Origin of the sequence: Sorangium sp. So ce385, from assembly GCF_051474135.1 — a bacterium.
Classification (GTDB): domain Bacteria; phylum Myxococcota_A; class Polyangia; order Polyangiales; family Polyangiaceae; genus Sorangium; species Sorangium cellulosum_D.
Genome location: NZ_CP150337.1, coordinates 10,157,468 through 10,174,057, shown reverse-complemented (window position 1 = coordinate 10,174,057; position 16,590 = coordinate 10,157,468). Strand labels below are relative to the sequence as shown.

The window sequence follows — 16,590 nt, the reverse complement described above, 5'->3', positions numbered from 1 at the left end:
GGCGCGCGACGGAGGTGTTCCGCGCGAAAAAAATCAACGGTGAGCGTACGCTGCCCGGGCTGTCCGAGCCTGAGCCCCGGCCAGGAGGCGCGCGCCGTTTCGGCTACTTGCCCGTGGGCTTGACGGAGGTCTTGGCGCTGCTGCCTGTCGCGGAAGCGCGCCTGGGCCGGCGGACGGCTCTGATCGTGCCGCTCTTGCCGCCGCCGCAGAAGAACCGGTCGCCGCCGTCGCATTCGAGGCCCGTGACGCCCATGCCGGGCGGCATCTCGAGCCGCTCCAGCACCTCTCCGGTCCGGGGATCGATGTGCCGCAATTCGCTCTCATCCCCTTCCCAGGTGCCGTGCCAGAGCTCGCCGTCGATCCACGTGACCCCGGTGACCACGCGGTTCGACTCGATGGTGCGGAGGACCGCGCCTGTCTCGGGGTCGATCTGATGGATCTTGCGGCCGCGATGCTGACCCACCCAGAGCGTCCCTTCCGCCCAGGCGAGCCCCGAGTCACCGCCGCCGCCAGGCGCCGGGATCGTCGCGAGCACACGGCCGGTCTTCGGGTCGATCTTCTGGATGCGGCCCTCGGCGATCTGAAACAGGTGCCGGCCGTCGAAGGCAGTTCCGGCGTGCGCGGCGACATCGATCGAACGCACCGCCTCTCCGCTCTCGGGATCGACGGCGTTCAGCTTGTCGCCGGACGCAAACCAGACATGCTGGCCGTCGAAGGTGACGCCGTGCACGTGGTCGCCACCCGGAAAAGGGCCGTATTCTCGGAGGACCTTGGCTGCCGATCGAGTCATGCGTTCACGCTAGTCGTTCGGCAGCGGGGCGGGGAGCAACAAGATCGCCGTGAACCCCGGCCCCAGCGGGGTCATCCACCGCCGTGCCCGCCCGTGACCGAAGGACTGTACCTTGCCCGCTGCCGCGAGGGCGTCGAGGGCCCGCTGCACCGTGCGCTGGCTCGTGCCGAGGGCGAGCGCCAGGGCCGAGCTCGACCAGGACTCGCCGTCGGCGAGGAAGGCGAGCACCGCCGCGTGCTGCTCCTCGACGGGCCGCGCCAGCACGACGACCTCGCGGGCGAGGCGCGGCGCCAGCGCGAAGCCCCGCCGCGTCGCGCTCACGCTGGCCATCGTCCGCAGCGTCGCGCGGAGCCGCCCGATCTCGACCCGGAGCCGCGCACGATGCGAGTCGTCGGCGCGCTTCGCCTCGAAGGCCGTCGCCACCAGCGTGTCCCTCGGCACATCTCCGGGCCACGCCTCCGCCAGCGCGCGTGCGAGCGCGAACAGGACCGGGCGTCGCGCGAGCGAGACCGCCGTGCGCGCGTCGCGCACGACGTGGCGACAGGCATCCACGACCAGCGCCTCCGACGCCAGCAATGCCTCCACCTCCTCGAGCAGCAGGGGGCGCGCCTCGCCGCGCGCGATCAGGCGTGCTGCCGGCGTGGTCAGGGTGAGGGACGCGCTCTCGACCTCCGCCGTCAGCGCGGGGACGTCCGCCTGGCGCGCGGCGCGCGCGGCCCGGGCGAGCGCAGCGCGCGCCGGCTTCGTCCGGAGGCGCCGCATCGCGATGCCGGCGACGACCAGCTCGTGGGCGGCCTTGAGCGCGGGCGGCAGGGGCGCCGGGTCGAGCTCGGCGAGCCTGCCCTCGGCCTCGTCGAGGCGTCCGATCAGCAGCAGGCGCCGGATCTCGAGGACCCGCGCGTGCGCGGCGTTCACCCGGTCGCCGTGCGCGTCGAGCGTCATCCGCGCCGCGTCGAGCAGCTTCGCGGGCCAGTCCAGGTCGCGCGACGCGAGCGCGATCTCGGCCTCGGCGACCGCGCACCGCGCGCGGGCCACGGCCTCCTTCGCGCCGAAGGCGCGCGCCGCCCTCCGCAGGAGAGCCTTCGCGCGCGCGAAATCGCCGAGCTGCGCCATCGCGATGCCGCGCAGCGCGAGCGCGGGCGCGTCGTCGCGCAAGGCGACCCGGTTCAGCGCGCCGAGGGGATCTCCCGCCGCGAGCGCGCGCGCTGCGGCCGTGATCAGTGAGTCCATCCGAATCCCGCCACACTTGTAACTCCCGCCGTCCGGCGCCCGATCCTAAACTACCTCACGACCGATTCAAGGAGTGAAGACGATGACGGCACACACGATCGGGACACGCGAAGACTGGCTGGCGGCGCGGCTCGAGCTGCTGGAGGCGGAGAAGGAGCTGACGCGGCGGAGCGACGAGCTGTCGCGGCGGCGCCAGGCGCTGCCATGGGTCCGGGTGGACAAGGATTACCGGCTCGAGACCGACGAGGGGGCGGCCTCGCTGGCGGACCTCTTCCGAGGGCGCTCGCAGCTCCTCGTGTACCACTTCATGTTCGGGCCCGACTACGCGGCGGGCTGCCCTTCCTGCTCGATGATCGCGGACGGGTTCAACGGGTTCGCGGTTCACCTGGCCAACCACGACGTGATGCTCTGGGCGGTCTCGCGGGCGCCGCTCGCGAAGCTGCAGGCGTACAAGCGACGAATGGGCTGGACCTTTCCCTGGGCATCGTCGTCTGCGAGCGACTTCAACGCCGACTTCAATGTCTGGTTCACCGAGGAGCAACAGCGCAAAGGGGGCGTCGACTACAACTACCGGCGCGAGACTGCGTTTGTGTGGCGCCCGGGCCAGGAGGGCGGCGGCGACGCGGCGGAGTCCAAGATCGCGGCCATGTGCGGGACCGACACGGCCACGTTCCATCGCGACAGGCCCGGCATGAGCGCGTTCGTGCTGGAGGACGGCGCCATTTACCACACCTATTCCGCGTATGCGCGCGGCCTGGACGGGCTGTGGGGCGCGTACCAGTGGCTCGACCGCGCCCCCAAGGGGCGCAACGAGACGGGCGTCTGGTGGCGCCGCCACGACGAGTACGACATGCCGGCGAAGAGCGTCGGCGCGCCGTGCTGCGGGTGAATCGGGCGTCGCCGTCGACGGTGCAACGGGAGGGCGTGAGGCCTGGAGGCTGGCGCGCTCTTCCCTCCGCGACGCGCTGAATGGACGGCGAGGAGCGTTATTCGCGCACGCGGTTCTGGCGATCGTGGTTGCTCATTCCGAAGCATCGCGCGAGCCTCCGGTAAAGCCGCGAGACGGAAGAGGGCCATCGACCTAGGCGCGCTGCTCGACGCGGTCGGGCGCTATGTCTGATGAGCCCGCCGCGCGCGGGGTCCCGCGGTCTGATGGACTTGACGCCGTCGGAGGCGTTTGCTCGTCTGGCCGGACGGACGTCCAGGGATGAAGCCAACCTCTTGCACGCATTTCGCTCCCGTCGAGAGCTCCGTGGCCGTCGGCGGAGGCCGCCGCCCCGTCATCGACGATGTCTTTCCCGGCGCGAGCGAGCTCAGCGTGCTTTGCCGGGCGAAGGACTGGGGCGCGACGCCGCTCGGCCCTGTCGAGCGCTGGCCGCAGAGCCTGAAGACCACGGTGAGCATCGTCCTCAGCTCGAGCTTTCCGATGATCGTGCTCTGGGGGCCGGAGCTCGTGCAAATCTATAACGACGCGTACCGGCTGCTCATGGGCGCCAAGCACCCGGCGGGGCTCGGACAGGCGAACCGGGAGTGCTGGCCCGAGGTCTGGCACATCAACGAGGGCATCTACCCGCGCGTCTTCCAGGGGGAGACGATCTCCTTCGAGGAGACGATGTACCCGCTCGCCCCCCATGGCCGAGTCGAGGAGCATTACCTCACGCTCTGCTACAACCCTGTCCGCGACGAGTCGGGCGCGGTGGGCGGCGTCTTCGTGACGGTCTTCGACGTCACCCAGGAGGTGCGGACGCGGATCGAGCGCGACCGCGCGCTGGCGGAGGCCAAGGCGGAGCGGGAGCGCCTCTATGAGGTGTTCATGCAGGTCCCGGCGATGATCGCCGTGATCGAGGGGCCGGAGCACACGTTCACCGTGGCCAACCCGCGCTACCTCGAGCTCGTGGGCCGGCGCGACCTGATGGGCAAGCCGCTGCGGGAGGCGCTGCCCGAGGTCGTCGACCAAGGGTTCTTGGCGCTCGTCGACTCGGTGCGGCGCAGCGGCAAGCCGTTCGTGGCCCACGAAGCGCTCGTGAAGCTCGATCGCCGCGGCGACGGCATGCTGGACGAGGTCTACCTCGACTTCGTGTACCAGCCGCTGAAGGACGCGAGCGGGAGCGTCTTCGGCATCATGGCCCACGCGGTGGAGACCACGGAGCAGGTGCTCGCCCGCAAGCGCGTCGAGGAGCTCGCGGCGGAGCGGGCGGCCATGCTGGGGCAGATCGCAGACGCGGTGGTGACCTTCGACAGCGAGGGTCGGGTCAGCTTCCTCAACGACATGGCGCGCGCCCTCTATCCCGAGCTCCGCGCCGGGGCGACGTTCGCCGAGCAGCAGGAGCGGCTCCCGCTGGAGCGGCTGGACGGCGCGCCGTACCCGGCCGAGCAGCTCCCCGCGGCGCGGGCGCGGCGGGGCGAGCGGGTGATCGACGAGACGTGGATCGCGCGCAGCCCCGGCGCGCCGCCGCGCCGCATGCAGGGCAGCGCGGTGCCGGTCTACGGCGAGGGAGGGCGGCAGATCGGCGTGGTGCTCACCGCGCGCGACATCACCGAGCAGCACCGGCTCCAGCAGCAGCTCGAGCACGAGCGCAACCGGCTGAACGACGTGTTCCAGCAGGCGCCCGCGGCGATCATGGTGACACGCGGGCCGACGCACGTCATCGAGGCCGCCAACCCCCTTTACGCGCACGTGACCGGGGAGCGCCCGCTGCTCGGCAGGACGGTGCGGGAGGCGTTCCCGGATCTCGTCGACCAGGGCTTTCCCGCGCTGTACGATCAGGTGCTCGCCACGCGCGAGCCGTACGTCGGCAACGAGGCCCTCGTGCGGGTCGAGCGCTTCGGGCGCACGGAGGAGGCGTACTTCAACTTCGTCTATCAGCCGCTGATCGGGGAGGACGGCAGCGCCTTCGGCGTGATGACCCACGCGATCGAGGTCACCGACATGGTGCGCGCGCGCCAGCAGGCGGAGCAGCGGGCCGTGGAGCTCACGCGCCTCACGCAGGCGCTGGAGCAGTCGAACCGCGAGCTCGACCGCTTCGCGTACGTCACGTCGCACGACCTGAAGGCGCCGCTCCGAGGCATCGCGAGCCTGGCGCAGTGGCTCCAGGAGGACGTGGGCGAGCACCTCTCGCCCGGCTCGCAGGAGCACATCAACTTGCTGCTCGGGCGCGTCCACCGCATGGAGGCGCTGATTGACGGGATCCTGGCCTACTCCCGCGCGGGGCGGGTGCGCGAGGCGGCCGCGCCGGTGGACACGGCGGCGATGGTCAGGGAGGTGCTGGATCTCCTCGCGCCGCCGGAGCACGTCCAGATCGCGGTGCAGCCGGGGCTGCCCACGCTGATGGCCGAGCGGGTGCCGCTCCAGCAGGTGTTCATGAACCTGCTCGGCAACGCCATCAAGTTCTCGGCGCTGGCGCGCCCCGATCCGCTCGTCCGGCTCGGCTTTCAGCCGGCGGGCGATGCGTTCGAGTTCTTCGTCACCGACAACGGCCCGGGCATCGCGCCCGAGTACCACGAGCGCATCTGGGGCATCTTTCAGACGCTGGAGGCCCGCGACAAGGTCGAGGGGGCCGGCATCGGCCTCTCGGTGGTCAAGAAGATCATCGAGACGCGGGGCGGTCGGGTGTGGGTCGAGTCCACGCCCGGCCAGGGCGCCACGTTCCGGTTCACCTGGCCTACATAGCGCGGAGGAGCCCCAGGACAGCATGTGGGGCACCGGACGCGTGCCCCCAGGGCTGGGAACCCTTCCACGGCCACTGCGCCGGCACGGGTTCCGGCGTGCCGACGCCAGGAGCTCCGGGCTATTGCTGCGTCAGGGTGTAGGAACCATTGGCTCGGAGGCCGAGCATCTGGATGACCCGGACGACGTACTCGCCAGGCTGCTCGAAGAGCCTCGACACGTCATTGTCACCTTCCAGGAGATACTCCTCGAGGGGGAGCTCTTCGGCCGGCGCATCGCGCCGGCTCACTTCGATGCGGCCAGTGTCCGTATCCCGCAGCACGACGTGGAGGTTGGTCGATGCGCCTGCGGTCAGCAGGAACCAATCCTCGTCTTCTCCCTTGGCCAGCTCCCACTTGCCCTCGACGGCCTCGCCGGCCTCCAGCGTGGTCGCCGTCTCCAGGGACGCCCCGTGATCGTCCGCGTAGAGGGAGATGTAACGATCGAGCTCATCGGGCCTCGGGAGCAGCGGCGACGAGACCAACTGTTCCCCCAGCGAAGCGCGGAGGTAGTAGGTGCCCGTCTGGCTCGGCTTGAACGAGACGGCCCGGCCCGAGGCCGATGCCACGAGGTTCTGCTCGGCATCGAAGAGCTCGAGAGGCGCGCGGCCACCGAGGGAGTAGAGCGTGTTCGCCTGCAGCTCGACGGCGAACATGTCCACGTCGCCGGGCGGCTCGATGCGCGCGCTCCATTCGCCGGGATCGACCACGCTGGCCGAATCGGGGCCATTGCCGTGATCGTCTTCCACGTGGCACAGGGGCCGCGACGGGTCGCCCGTGTGGCCCTCGCACGCGAGAAAGTCCCGGAGGAGACCCAGGTATAGCGAGAGCCAGCGGGAGAAGACCTCACGGTTCTCCTCGTTCATGGTCGACTGATCGACGGCGCGTTGCATCTGGTCGGCTCGAGCCAGCATCAACTCGATCTGGTCGAACATCGTGGGGCTCTGGTTGCGCCGCAGCCAGTCCGCGAACGCGTCTCGGTTCTGTTCGAGCGTGCGCCCCTCGTTGGCCACGTAATCTGGCCGGGACACGCCGACCAGGTCGAAGTCGTAGGGAGCGTGAAAGATCGCCTTGCGATCGACGTCGACCATTCTGACCAGGTTCTTCCCGTCGATCCCGTCGTACTGGATCACGAAATCGTTCAGCAGGTTCAACAGCACTAGACCATGCTGGTCCACCTTGAGCTGCGAGGCATCGACCCCGGACAGGTCTTCCTCTTCCACCATGCCGCAGCGCTCGGCCATCTCGTCCTCGGGCTCGCGCACGAACGCGAGGTGCGTCTCCTCCTTGCCGGTCGGCGCGTCGTGGTAGGTGAGCCGTACGAGCCGCGTCTTGAGCGAGGGCACCTGCAGCTGATCGAGCACTTGATATACAGTGTCCTCCATCAGCAGGCGCTGTTCGTAGGTCTCGATGGAATCTGCCTTGAGCGTGGGCGACAAGCCTTCCCTGTCTCCGCAGTGCGTGACGAACTTCACCGACTTGCCGAGGTGCGCGAAAATGTTGTCTTTCTGCTTCTCCTCGAATTTGAGCGAGAACGGGCGAAAGCCGCAATGGAAGCGCGAAACTCCCCGGGCGATGATGTTCGCGGTGATCGGCGCCGCGCCGCTCTGGTCGCTCAGCTCGATCACGGCCTGTGAGCCCGATTCCTCTTTTGTGGGGGCACTGTTCAGCTTCGTAAAATCCGCCGAGATCCGCATGTTCAACACGTCGCGGCTCTTGAACATGGGCGACTTTGAAGCCTGACAGGTGAACATCTGCCAGTCCGGCGACGTGTCGGCGGGCGTCTCATCGCCAGGGTCGGCGGGCGTCTCATCGCCAGGGTCGGCGGGCGTCTCATCGCCACCGGGATCCAACACGGATTCCTTCGGGTTGTTGGGCGGCTCACTGGAGCATGCCCCGCTCAACGCGAGCCCAGGCAAGAGCAGGGCCGCAAGGGAAATCAAGCGCGCTTGGTTCATAGAATATTCAACCATTGCGAGTGGGTGGTACCACGGGAGGAAGCACTGGCGCTGCGGATGAAATATTCAAACCCCAATACACGACAGTGTTTTCACTCATGTGCGACTACATCGTTGATGCCGCCATGGGGCGCGATCCTTCAGATGATTTGCCGAGGCGTCCTCGACTCGCTCGCCTGGACATCGGAGGGGTGTCGTCGCGGAGTTTCGATCCATCGAAGCGCGACATTTACTATCGCACCACAACCTTCGGACGCGTTCTGCTGTGAGCTCGTCCATCACCGCTTCCGCTGCATGAGCGATCGGTGACGCCTCCGCGTGCGGCCTCGTCGTGCTTCAGCGGGCGATCAGCTCCCCGTCGGAGGTCCACCCCACCTGCGCGCCGGGCGCCGTGGAGCCCGGCTCCGAGAACCACAGCGTGATGCGACCGCTCGTAGGCTCACGCTCCGCTTGAGGAAGCCCGAGATCGGGATCGCCCGGGTAGCTCCGCTGCTCGCCGTCCGCCAGCGTGACCGTCATCTGCCGGATGAGCGCGCCCTCCAGCTCGAACGTCACGCGGCGGCCATCCGCCAGGGTGACGCCGCTACGACCGATCGATGTCGGCGCGTTCGCCAGCCACGCTTCGCGCATCGCGACGCGCGGATCGCCGATGCGCTGGGCGTGCTCGCCGCAGACCGACGGCGAATCCCCGAGGCGCGCGCACACGGCGTGGAAGAACGCGCTCGCCGCCTCATACTCGCGCACGAAGCGGTAGCGCGTGGCCAGGATCTCGTCGTCGAACAGGGGAACGTTGGCGAGCGGCTCCGCGTCGATCCGATTCAGCGCGACCTGCACCGCGGCGATCCCATCGACGATGGCAACGCGGAGCACGTCCGCCGGCACCTCTTCCCGCAGGGTCCAGATCAGCTGTCGGAGCGACTGGCCCGTCTCGTGATCGGCGCGACCGAAGCCCCAGAACGCGTCGGAGACGGACTGCTCGTAGACGTCCATCCTCCGGCGGCAGTCGACGGGCGTGCCCCCTTCGTCCAGCACCTTGCCATGGCAGGGATCACCGTCGAACACGTGCGCGAGGATGTCGGCGATGGCCTCATTCGCGGCGGTGCTGAGGCGCTCGCCGAGCGGACCGGAGGCGAGCCAGAGGCCGTAGTGCAGCGCATGGCCCAGCTCGTGATTCACGAGGTCCTTCTCCAGGTAAGGGTGTGCGCGCGTGGGCTGCGTGGCGTGTCCGAGCAGGACGTAGGAGCAGTTCCTGCGCAGCGGCAGCTCGAACTCGCCGTTGTCGGTGCTAAACGAGAAGGTTCCATCGGGTCCCAGGAGCTCTTCGTGGTCCTGGCGCAGCGCCCGCGCGATGTCTGCCGGGCCGACGTCGGGGTTGTCCGCGTGCTCCTCCACGTTTTCGAGGAAGTTGCGATGCAAGGGGGGCCGCTCGCACGTGAACGCATCGATCCGCTCGATCGCTGCCCGGTTCGAGGGCGCGCTCGCGACCTCCGCCTCGAGCGCGCGCAGGTCGTCGAAGATGCTCTCGCCGTAGAGCTGCGGCAGGGCCTCCGTCGCGCTCGTCCCGCGCGGCGGAGAGACGAAGAGCCGCGCTGGCGCGTGTGGTACGCTCAGCCCTGCCTCCGCCCAGTACGCGAGGAACGCCCGCGCCGAGGGCAGCACGTCGGCCTCGAAGCGCTCGCGATCGGCCTCCGTGGCGAACGCTCCGCGCGCGACGATCGGATCGACGAGGGCCGCCGACTGGAGCGTTGCCTCCTCGCGATCTCGGAGATCGAGCTCAGCGCTCGTCGTCGGTTCCGCGTCACACGCCGCGAGCAGCGGGGCAAAGGCGAAGAGAATGGCTTTTTTCATGTTGGGTGTCTCCAGGAAAGAGGCGTCTTCCGTCGGGCCGGCACGTCATGCGCCGGCTCGTCTCCAGGCCTATTCCGCGCCGTCCCGTGTTCCTTTAGACCCTGCGGACGATTTCTCGCCCGCCGTGCAGAGCGCAGTCGCCGGCCGACCTTCAGCCGCGGGCAGCGAGGCACGTGTCTTGCTGAGCATGCTGTCATCAGCGCAGATCTGCTGGAAAAACGAAGCTTGGTGGGTAGCGGCAGCGCCAGCTGGCACGTCCGTGAGTGGGACGGTCAGCGTCGGCTCGCCGGCCCAGGGCACACGCGCGGTTCGTCGGAAACGCGGATCTGCATCACAGGATCAGAAATGAGCCCCCGGTCCTATGCTTCAATGATGAGCGAGCCGTGCACGTCCGGCCGACTTGTATCGCGGGCCTCGATGATTAGCGAAATGGAGAAGCGGTCTTGGGCCCCTCAGGGCGTGGTTTCGCGAGGTCGCCGGCCCTTCTTCAAAGGCACTTCAGGTGCAGGCGCTACCGGCGGCGCACCGAGGCCGGCCTCCTGAGCGAGCGTTCCCGCGCGGGCGCCGATCCGATCGACGAGCGCGCCGATCGCGGCTTGTACCGCGGCATCGGCTTCATGGAGCCTGTCGAGACGGCGCACCCATGTCGAGAAGCTCACGCCCGGCGGTGGTTGCGGGATCGGCTCCCGCGGGTCCGGCCCGGCGCCGAGCGCGGCCCGCGCCCGCGTCCGGCGTGCGAGCGCCTGCTCGAGGACACGCTCCTCGGGACGATGTCGTGGCGAACGGTAGACGAGCCCGGCGCAGCGGCGGCAGCGCAGGCCTGGCGCGTCGAGATAAAGCACGGCAGCCCGTGCGGAGCACCCGGGGCAACGCACCCAGAGTCGGAGGCGGCCCGCGGCCAGGCGGGTCGTCTCAAGCGGTAGGGCGACCGTTCCGGCCAGCACGAGGCGCGCGTCGGTGATGTCGATCTCGACATCGGTGTCGACCTCGCCGCGTCGTGCGGCACTGGCAAGGGCAGCGATGTTGATAGAGGCGATCTCAGCGGTCGTGCGCCTGGGCACGCCGGCAGCGTAGCAGGGGTTGGGGCCCGCAGGCGGCTGCAAGTGTCCGTGTTTTGGCGCGGGACCTCGCTCCGACGCGTCCTCCCAAGGCCGGCGCGCGCTTCCCTATGCGACAACCTTTTCGTGCTGGTTCCAGGGGCCGTCAGCTGCATTCGCGACCGCGTCACGCTCCTTGGCGGTGACGTTTGGGCTCTCGACCGCGGGCGCGCGAAGATACGCGTGACAGACCGGATCGTCCGCGTGGAAGAGGTCGTCTTGCCCCGCAGGCCCACGGGCTCGCTCTTCCGCAACGACGCTGGTCGGCTCTACGTACGCGTCCTCGTCGGCGACAAGGACCGCGAGAGCTTCCCTCTCCGTCCCAAGCTGCCCGCGAAGGAAGCCGAGCAGCGCAAGGAGCTCGTCGCCGACCTGCCTGTGCGCCTGCGCGCCTCGCGCAACGTCACGCGCGACGCGACTGTCGCGCTGCTGGAGCGTGCTGCGGTGGGCGAGGGGAGGGCGCTCTGCGACGTCGTCACGGCGGTCGAGGTCGTTTGCAGGTGCAGGACGCCGACCTCGAGCGCGGCGCGCTGCGCCTCGAGAAGAGCAAGACAACCGACCCCGCGCGTGAGCGCTGTCGCCCGGCGTGCCGCAGGCGCTGCGCGCCCGGCTCGCCCTCCGCGGCACCCCGGCGCCCCTCCGCGCCGCTGTTCGTCGACGAAGACGGCGAGCGCTTCAGCGTCGAGCGCGCGGCCGAGCGGTTCCGCGCTCACCTCCAGCTCGCCGGCATCGGTCGCCCGGAGCTCTTCGAGGACTCCGACGAGCGCCAGCTGGTGCGCGCCCACGACACGCGCTCTGCCTTCATCACCGTCGCCCTCGCGAGCGGCCGGAGCGAGACCCCGGGTTGCCGACCGGACCGGGCGCCGGGGCTCCATCATGGGCCAGAGGTGTCGCCAGGCGGCCAGGACGTTTGCAGAGCTGGGGCTTGGCGAGCTAGCTTCCCTCGCCGAGGCGATCCCTGAGCTCGGGGGAAAAGCCAGCGGAGTAGCCAGCGAAGGGGGTGGCGCGGAGCATGACGAAGCGATAATATGCAGTAAAATCAAACACTTGGCCCCGTGGCGAAATGGCAGACGCGGTGGATTTAAAAGGCGGTCTGGGGCGGGGGAATGGGGGCGAAGCGGGGAAATTGTTGGGGAAATCGGAGGGGGGTGGCGACGGATCGACGCGGGTGGATGGGGGCTGTGACGATTCGGAGGGGGCGCGTGGCGATTCGATCGGGGGGAGTGGGGCGGGGGGAGAGCGGGTTGGGGAGGGGGCGAGGGGGGCGTCGGTGAGGGCGACGCTGCTTGTGCAGCTCGGGGAGGGGCTGCGGGCGGCTATTGTGGCTGGCGATGTAGAGACGGCGCGCGTAGCGCACGAGGCGATCGGGCGGCTGCTCGGAGGGCCGACGTCACCGCTGGGCGAGGCTGCGGCCGGGGTCCTCGACCTCGCACGCGAGCGTGAGCGGAGGGGGCGATAAGATCCGGCGCCGCCACGCGCGGCCTTCGTGTCAGGGACCGGCCTATTGGATCGCGACCGGGATGGCGAAACGGATCGGCCTCGGGCCGGCCAAGTGGATCGGTGTCGGGTCGGCCAAGCGGATCGCGATAGGTAGGCGCCTGACCGCAGGGAGGGCCCTCGGAGGGAGAGAAATTGGGTCGAGTTTCCGGAATGCGTCACACGCACTGTCGGAGACGGCGATCGTAGGAGCGGGATCGGCGAAGTGGATCGTAGCCGGGTCGGCCAAGCGGATCGCGACCGGGTCGGCCAAGCGGATCGCGACCGGGTCGGCCAAGTGGATCACGGCTGAGACGGCGGAAGTGCCGGTTCTCGGGCGTCAGACAGCGATGAGGCATGTACACCCGAGCCTGATAGGGCCGGGCATGGCTCCCGGCTTCGAGGAGGCCGGGATGAGCGCGAGGAGGACGGAGATGCACAGGCTGCAGGAGCTCGTGCGCCTGCACCGCAGGGGCGAGGACTGCCGGGAAGTAGCGCGGCTGCTGGGGATGGGGCCCAACACCGAGAGGCGGTATCGCACGGCGCTGTCGCAGGCTGGCCTGCTCGAAGGCAGCGCGGAGGAGATCCCCGCGCTCGAGGAGCTGAAGGAAGCGGTAAAGAAGCACGTGCCGCCGAAGGTGGCGCCGCAGCAGCAGTCGAGCGTGGAGCGGTGGCGAGCGTACATCGCGGCGCGCGTCGAGGAAGGGCTCAAGCCGGCAGCGATCTACGACCGGCTGCGGCTCGAAGAGCGCGACTTCAGCGGCAGCCGCTCCGCGGTCAAGCGCATGGTCGCGACGCTCCAGAGGGAGCAAGGGATCAGGCCCCAGGACATCGCCATCGTTGTGGAGACCGATCCCGGGCACGTCGCGCAGGTCGACTTCGGGTACGCGGGGCGGCTGTGGGACCCTGAGACCAAGAGCCTGCGCAGGGCGTGGGTGTTCGTGATGGTGCTCGGCTACAGCCGGCATCTGTTCGCGCAGATCGTGTTCGACCAGAAGACCGAGACATGGCTGCGGCTGCACGAGGAAGCGTTCCGCGCCTTCGGCGGGGTGCCGTCGACGATGGTACCGGATAACCTCAAGGCGGCGGTGGTGCGGGCCGCGTTCGGCGTGGACGAGGACTCGGGGTTGAGCCGCAGCTACCGCGAGCTCGCGAGGCACTACGGCTTCACCGTGGACCCGACGCCGCCGCGAGCGCCGCAGAAGAAGGGCAAGGTCGAGGCGAGTGTGAAGTACGTCAAGCGCAACGCCCTGGCGGGTCGCGAGGGGCAGGACGTGGGCGAGGTACGCGCGGCGCTCGGTCGATGGATCGTCGAGATCGCGGGCACACGGCAGCACGGCACCACGAAGCGAAGGCCGCTCGAGGTGTTCGAGGCCGAGGAGAAGAGCCGGCTTCAGCCGCTGCCGCTGCGCCCGTACGAGCTGGTGACCTGGAAGCGGGCGCGGGTGCATCGCGACTGCCACGTCGAGCTCGGAGGAAGGCTGTACTCGGTGCCCTGGCGGCTGGTGGAACGCGAGGTGTGGCTGCGCGCGACGCCGTCGAGCGTGGTGGTGTATGCCGACGACGAGGCCGTGGCACGGCACGATCGGCGCGGCGCCGGCCTGCGCAGCACGCTCGATCGGCACCTGCCCGAGGAGCGCGCGGCGCTGCGGCACCGGAGCCGCGCCTACTGGGAGCAGCGCGCCGACCAGATGGGCCAGGACGTGGGCAGGTTCGTCCGCGAGGTGTTCGACGCCGACGACGTGCTCTCGCAGCTGCGCAAGGTGCAGGCGATCGTCACGCACCTGGAGAAGTTCCCCAAGGAGCGCGCGCAGGCCGCGTGTCGCCGAGCGAGCCATTACGGCAACCTCAGCTACCAGGGTGTTCGCGACATCCTCCGGCGCGGTCTCGACTTCGAGCCGAGCCCGCAGAGCGCTGCGCCGGCGGCGTGGGCGGAGGCGCCTCCGCGGTTCGCGCGCGACCTCCGGCTGCTCGCGGCCTCGCGGCTGTCGTCGACAGGAGGGGACCATGGGCCTCACTGACGAGCTCGTGCCGGTGCTCAAGAAGCTGCGGCTGTCGGGCGTACTGCAGTCGCTGGAGGTACGCGTGCGGCAAGCCGTCGACGAGCAGCTCTCGCACGAGGAGTTCCTCGTGCGGCTGCTGTGCGACGAGGTCGATCGCCGTGACGGGCGGCAGTTCGATCAGCGCATCCGCCGAGCGGGCTTCGACAGCCTCAAGACGCTGGAGGACTTCGACTTCCAGTTCAATCCGAGGGTGCCGAAGGCGAAGGTGATCGACCTGGCGACCTGCTCCTTCGTCGAACGCCGGCAGAACGTGCTGCTGGTCGGCCAGGCGGGGGTCGGCAAGTCGCACATCGCTCAGGCGCTCGGTCACCGCGCCTGTCGCGCGGGCTACCAGGTGCTGTACGCGGGCGCCGGCGACATGCTCAAGCAGCTGCGCGCCGGCCGCGCCGACGGCAGCCACGACCGCCGGCTAGCGCGACTCGTGGGGGTCGACCTGCTCATCGTCGACGACCTCGGTCTCCGCTCGCTGACGGTCGAAGAGGCGGCCGATGTCTACGAGGTCATCCGGCTGCGTTACCAGCGCGGGGCGATGATCCTGACGTCCAATCGCGCCGTGGAGGAGTTCGGTGGACTGTTCGGCGACCCGCTGCTCGCCAGCGCTGCCATGGACCGGCTGCTCCACGACGCCCACGTCCTCGTCCTCGAGGGCGATTCGTACCGCAACCCTCCCCCGGGCCGGCGACGCCGGGCGGCGGAGGCATCGAAGGAGAGCAAGACATGAGCACGTCGAGCGGGTGGCAGGATCCGCTTGGCCGACCCCAAGCGTCGATCGCCCGGGTCCTGATCGCGGTGCTGGCGGCGCTCGCGATCACAGGATCCGCTTGGCCGACCCAGGCGCGATCCATGAGGCCGAGCTATGACAGCCTTCGAGACGCCGAGCAGGCGCATGCAGCCCTCAGCGTCCTCGTCGCGACGGTGCCGCGGCTTGCGGGGGCGTGGACACCTGCGGGACCGACTGTGCTGGCGACAAGGCGCGCACGCCCGAGCTGGCGATGTACGAGGATGACCGGACGCTGATCCTAGCCGCGTGATACCTGTACGGGCGCGAGCCGTAGGGTTCCTGGTGACAGCGTCGCGCTACATGGCACCCTAGCAGACCGCACCGCCGTGGTGTCGAGATGGACGCCAGCGAACTCGGGAATGTCAATGTCCGTCTGGGTGAGCGCGGAGCGGCCGTGTCGACTCGTGCCACGCAACATTCGTCGTGTGAGCTCGTTGCGCGCGCCGACGCTGAGGCCTTCGCGCACGGGCTCATGTCGGCGGCTCAGCCGGCGACGGTGCCGGCCATCCTCTACGGCGCGCGCGGCTCGCCGCCGCGCGCCTCCTCCGCCACGGCGGGCTCGGTCGCCCATGTGAAGCCCATCTCCTCTGCCGCCGGCCCGAGCGTGATGCGGATCGGCATGCCGCGCTCGCGCGCAACCTCCGTGGCGCGCGCCACGAGCGCGGCTGCGGCGTCCGGCGGATACGCGCCCGCGGCGGCGGAGCCCGCGAAGTGCACGGTCAGCATAAAGTGCGTCGCCTCCACCTCGTCCTTTCCGAAGCAGTCGACGAGCAAGCGCTGCACGGCTTCCATCTTGGTCGAATCGTCGTTCCAGAGCAGGACCTCGACCCTCTCTCCTGCGGGGCCGCTGCGCTTCGGGAAGCGGGGCGGCTCGCGGCTCGCTTGGTCGAGGTCGCGACACGCCCTCGTGAGCAACGCGGCGGCGAAGCAGCCCTCCCCCGCCGACTGTGCCGCGACCACCAGATCGATCGGCGACGGGGCCCGCCACCCCGCCGCCCTCGCTCTGGCGCGCTCCACGATCGCAGCCGCCGCTGGCGAGAGCGCGATCGCGGCGCTGTCTGCGGGCGTCTCGCTCGGCGCCGGGAGGTGTTGATCCAGCTCGTGCCGCAGGAACGCGGCGATCGCGCCGGCAGACTCGACCAGCGCTGCCACCCGGCGATCGCAGAGGGCAGCGAGCACGACGTGCTCCGGCAGCACGACCCGCTGCCCGCGCCGCATGGCGTCGGCGCCGGCCGTGTGCATGACCACCGTGGTATCCAGGCGAGCGCCGCGCGGAAGCGCGCGTGAGCGCCGCTTCCGCCGGTGGTGGAGGATGGCGAGCCCGGTCGCCAGGGCGAGGACCAAGAGCCCCACGAGGAGGGTGCGCATGCGTGCTGCGCATCCTACGCCGAGAGCAGGGTTGCCTCCAGTTCGCGTCGTGAGGAACGGGGTCCGCGATCCGTCACACGGCCCGAGGTCGGCCAACTCGGCCGCGCGCTATAGTTCCCGGATGCTCCTTTCGCCGTTGGCGCAGGCATCGACGATTCGCTGGCGCAGGTCGAGGCTGTACGGGCCTATGGGGCAGACCTTGGGCAGGTCCTGTGACACGATCTCGTGCGGCCGAGCTCGGGCTGTAGCAGAATCGACTGAAAACCGCTCTAGG

At 69.7% G+C, this 16,590-nt stretch carries 10 protein-coding genes; 4 read left to right on the top strand and 6 right to left on the bottom strand.

The window, feature by feature from the left end:
* Window positions 1-103: 103 nt before the first annotated feature.
* Together WME83_RS37125 and WME83_RS37120 are read right to left on the bottom strand one after the other, a co-directional pair.
* Window positions 104-790: a Vgb family protein gene (locus WME83_RS37125; protein ID WP_437314435.1), complete on the bottom strand. Its 687-nt coding sequence runs from the start codon at window positions 788-790 to the stop codon at window positions 104-106.
* A gap of 9 nt (window positions 791-799) precedes the next feature.
* On the bottom strand, window positions 800-2,020 hold the full coding sequence (locus WME83_RS37120; RefSeq protein WP_437314434.1) for a helix-turn-helix domain-containing protein: 1,221 nt from the start codon (window positions 2,018-2,020) through the stop codon (window positions 800-802).
* An 82-nt stretch (window positions 2,021-2,102) separates the two neighbouring features.
* Between WME83_RS37120 and WME83_RS37115 the strand changes: the two genes are divergently transcribed.
* On the top strand, window positions 2,103-2,909 hold the full coding sequence (locus WME83_RS37115; RefSeq protein ID WP_437314433.1) for a DUF899 domain-containing protein: 807 nt from the start codon (window positions 2,103-2,105) through the stop codon (window positions 2,907-2,909).
* 318 nt (window positions 2,910-3,227) lie between these two features.
* Window positions 3,228-5,690, top strand: a complete 2,463-nt coding sequence (locus tag WME83_RS37110; RefSeq protein WP_437314432.1) for a PAS domain-containing protein — start codon at window positions 3,228-3,230, stop codon at window positions 5,688-5,690.
* Between the two features lie 118 nt (window positions 5,691-5,808).
* Here WME83_RS37110 and WME83_RS37105 read toward each other — a convergent pair whose 3' ends face one another.
* The 3 genes from WME83_RS37105 to WME83_RS37095 all read right to left on the bottom strand — a co-directional run bounded on the left by WME83_RS37105 (window position 5,809) and on the right by WME83_RS37095 (window position 10,592).
* A complete protein-coding gene (locus WME83_RS37105) occupies window positions 5,809-7,683 on the bottom strand; it encodes a hypothetical protein (protein WP_437314431.1) in 1,875 nt (624 codons plus the stop codon).
* 336 nt (window positions 7,684-8,019) lie between these two features.
* The gene (locus WME83_RS37100) at window positions 8,020-9,531 is read right to left on the bottom strand and encodes a hypothetical protein (protein WP_437314430.1); all 1,512 of its coding nucleotides are present in this window, start codon (window positions 9,529-9,531) and stop codon (window positions 8,020-8,022) included.
* A 452-nt stretch (window positions 9,532-9,983) separates the two neighbouring features.
* Window positions 9,984-10,592, bottom strand: coding sequence for a hypothetical protein (locus WME83_RS37095; RefSeq protein ID WP_437314429.1), 609 nt, complete (start codon window positions 10,590-10,592; stop codon window positions 9,984-9,986).
* 1,925 nt (window positions 10,593-12,517) lie between these two features.
* Between WME83_RS37095 and istA the strand changes: the two genes are divergently transcribed.
* Together istA and istB are read left to right on the top strand one after the other, a co-directional pair.
* Window positions 12,518-14,125 carry an IS21 family transposase gene (istA, locus tag WME83_RS37090; RefSeq protein WP_437313105.1) on the top strand — a complete coding sequence of 536 codons (1,608 nt, stop codon included), beginning with the start codon at window positions 12,518-12,520 and terminating at the stop codon, window positions 14,123-14,125.
* Complete coding sequence (gene istB, locus WME83_RS37085) at window positions 14,112-14,888, top strand: IS21-like element helper ATPase IstB (protein WP_437313106.1); 777 nt, start codon at window positions 14,112-14,114, stop codon at window positions 14,886-14,888. Before istA ends, istB begins: the two co-directional genes overlap by 14 nt.
* Window positions 14,889-15,458: 570 nt before the next feature.
* Here istB and WME83_RS37080 read toward each other — a convergent pair.
* Window positions 15,459-16,316, bottom strand: coding sequence for an ATP-dependent Clp protease adaptor ClpS (locus WME83_RS37080; RefSeq protein WP_437314428.1), 858 nt, complete (start codon window positions 16,314-16,316; stop codon window positions 15,459-15,461).
* Window positions 16,317-16,590 lie beyond the last annotated feature (274 nt).

Bases quoted from the DNA above. Each gene is read 5' to 3' on its own strand.
- WME83_RS37125 (WP_437314435.1), bottom strand. From the start codon at position 790: ATGACTCGATCGGCAGCCAAGGTCCTCCGAGAATACGGCCCTTTTCCG.
- WME83_RS37120 (WP_437314434.1), bottom strand. From the start codon at position 2,020: ATGGACTCACTGATCACGGCCGCAGCGCGCGCGCTCGCGGCGGGAGAT.
- WME83_RS37115 (WP_437314433.1), top strand. From the start codon at position 2,103: ATGACGGCACACACGATCGGGACACGCGAAGACTGGCTGGCGGCGCGG.
- WME83_RS37110 (WP_437314432.1), top strand. From the start codon at position 3,228: ATGAAGCCAACCTCTTGCACGCATTTCGCTCCCGTCGAGAGCTCCGTG.
- WME83_RS37105 (WP_437314431.1), bottom strand. From the start codon at position 7,683: ATGAACCAAGCGCGCTTGATTTCCCTTGCGGCCCTGCTCTTGCCTGGG.
- WME83_RS37100 (WP_437314430.1), bottom strand. From the start codon at position 9,531: ATGAAAAAAGCCATTCTCTTCGCCTTTGCCCCGCTGCTCGCGGCGTGT.
- istA (WP_437313105.1), top strand. From the start codon at position 12,518: ATGAGCGCGAGGAGGACGGAGATGCACAGGCTGCAGGAGCTCGTGCGC.
- istB (WP_437313106.1), top strand. From the start codon at position 14,112: ATGGGCCTCACTGACGAGCTCGTGCCGGTGCTCAAGAAGCTGCGGCTG.
- WME83_RS37080 (WP_437314428.1), bottom strand. From the start codon at position 16,316: ATGCGCACCCTCCTCGTGGGGCTCTTGGTCCTCGCCCTGGCGACCGGG.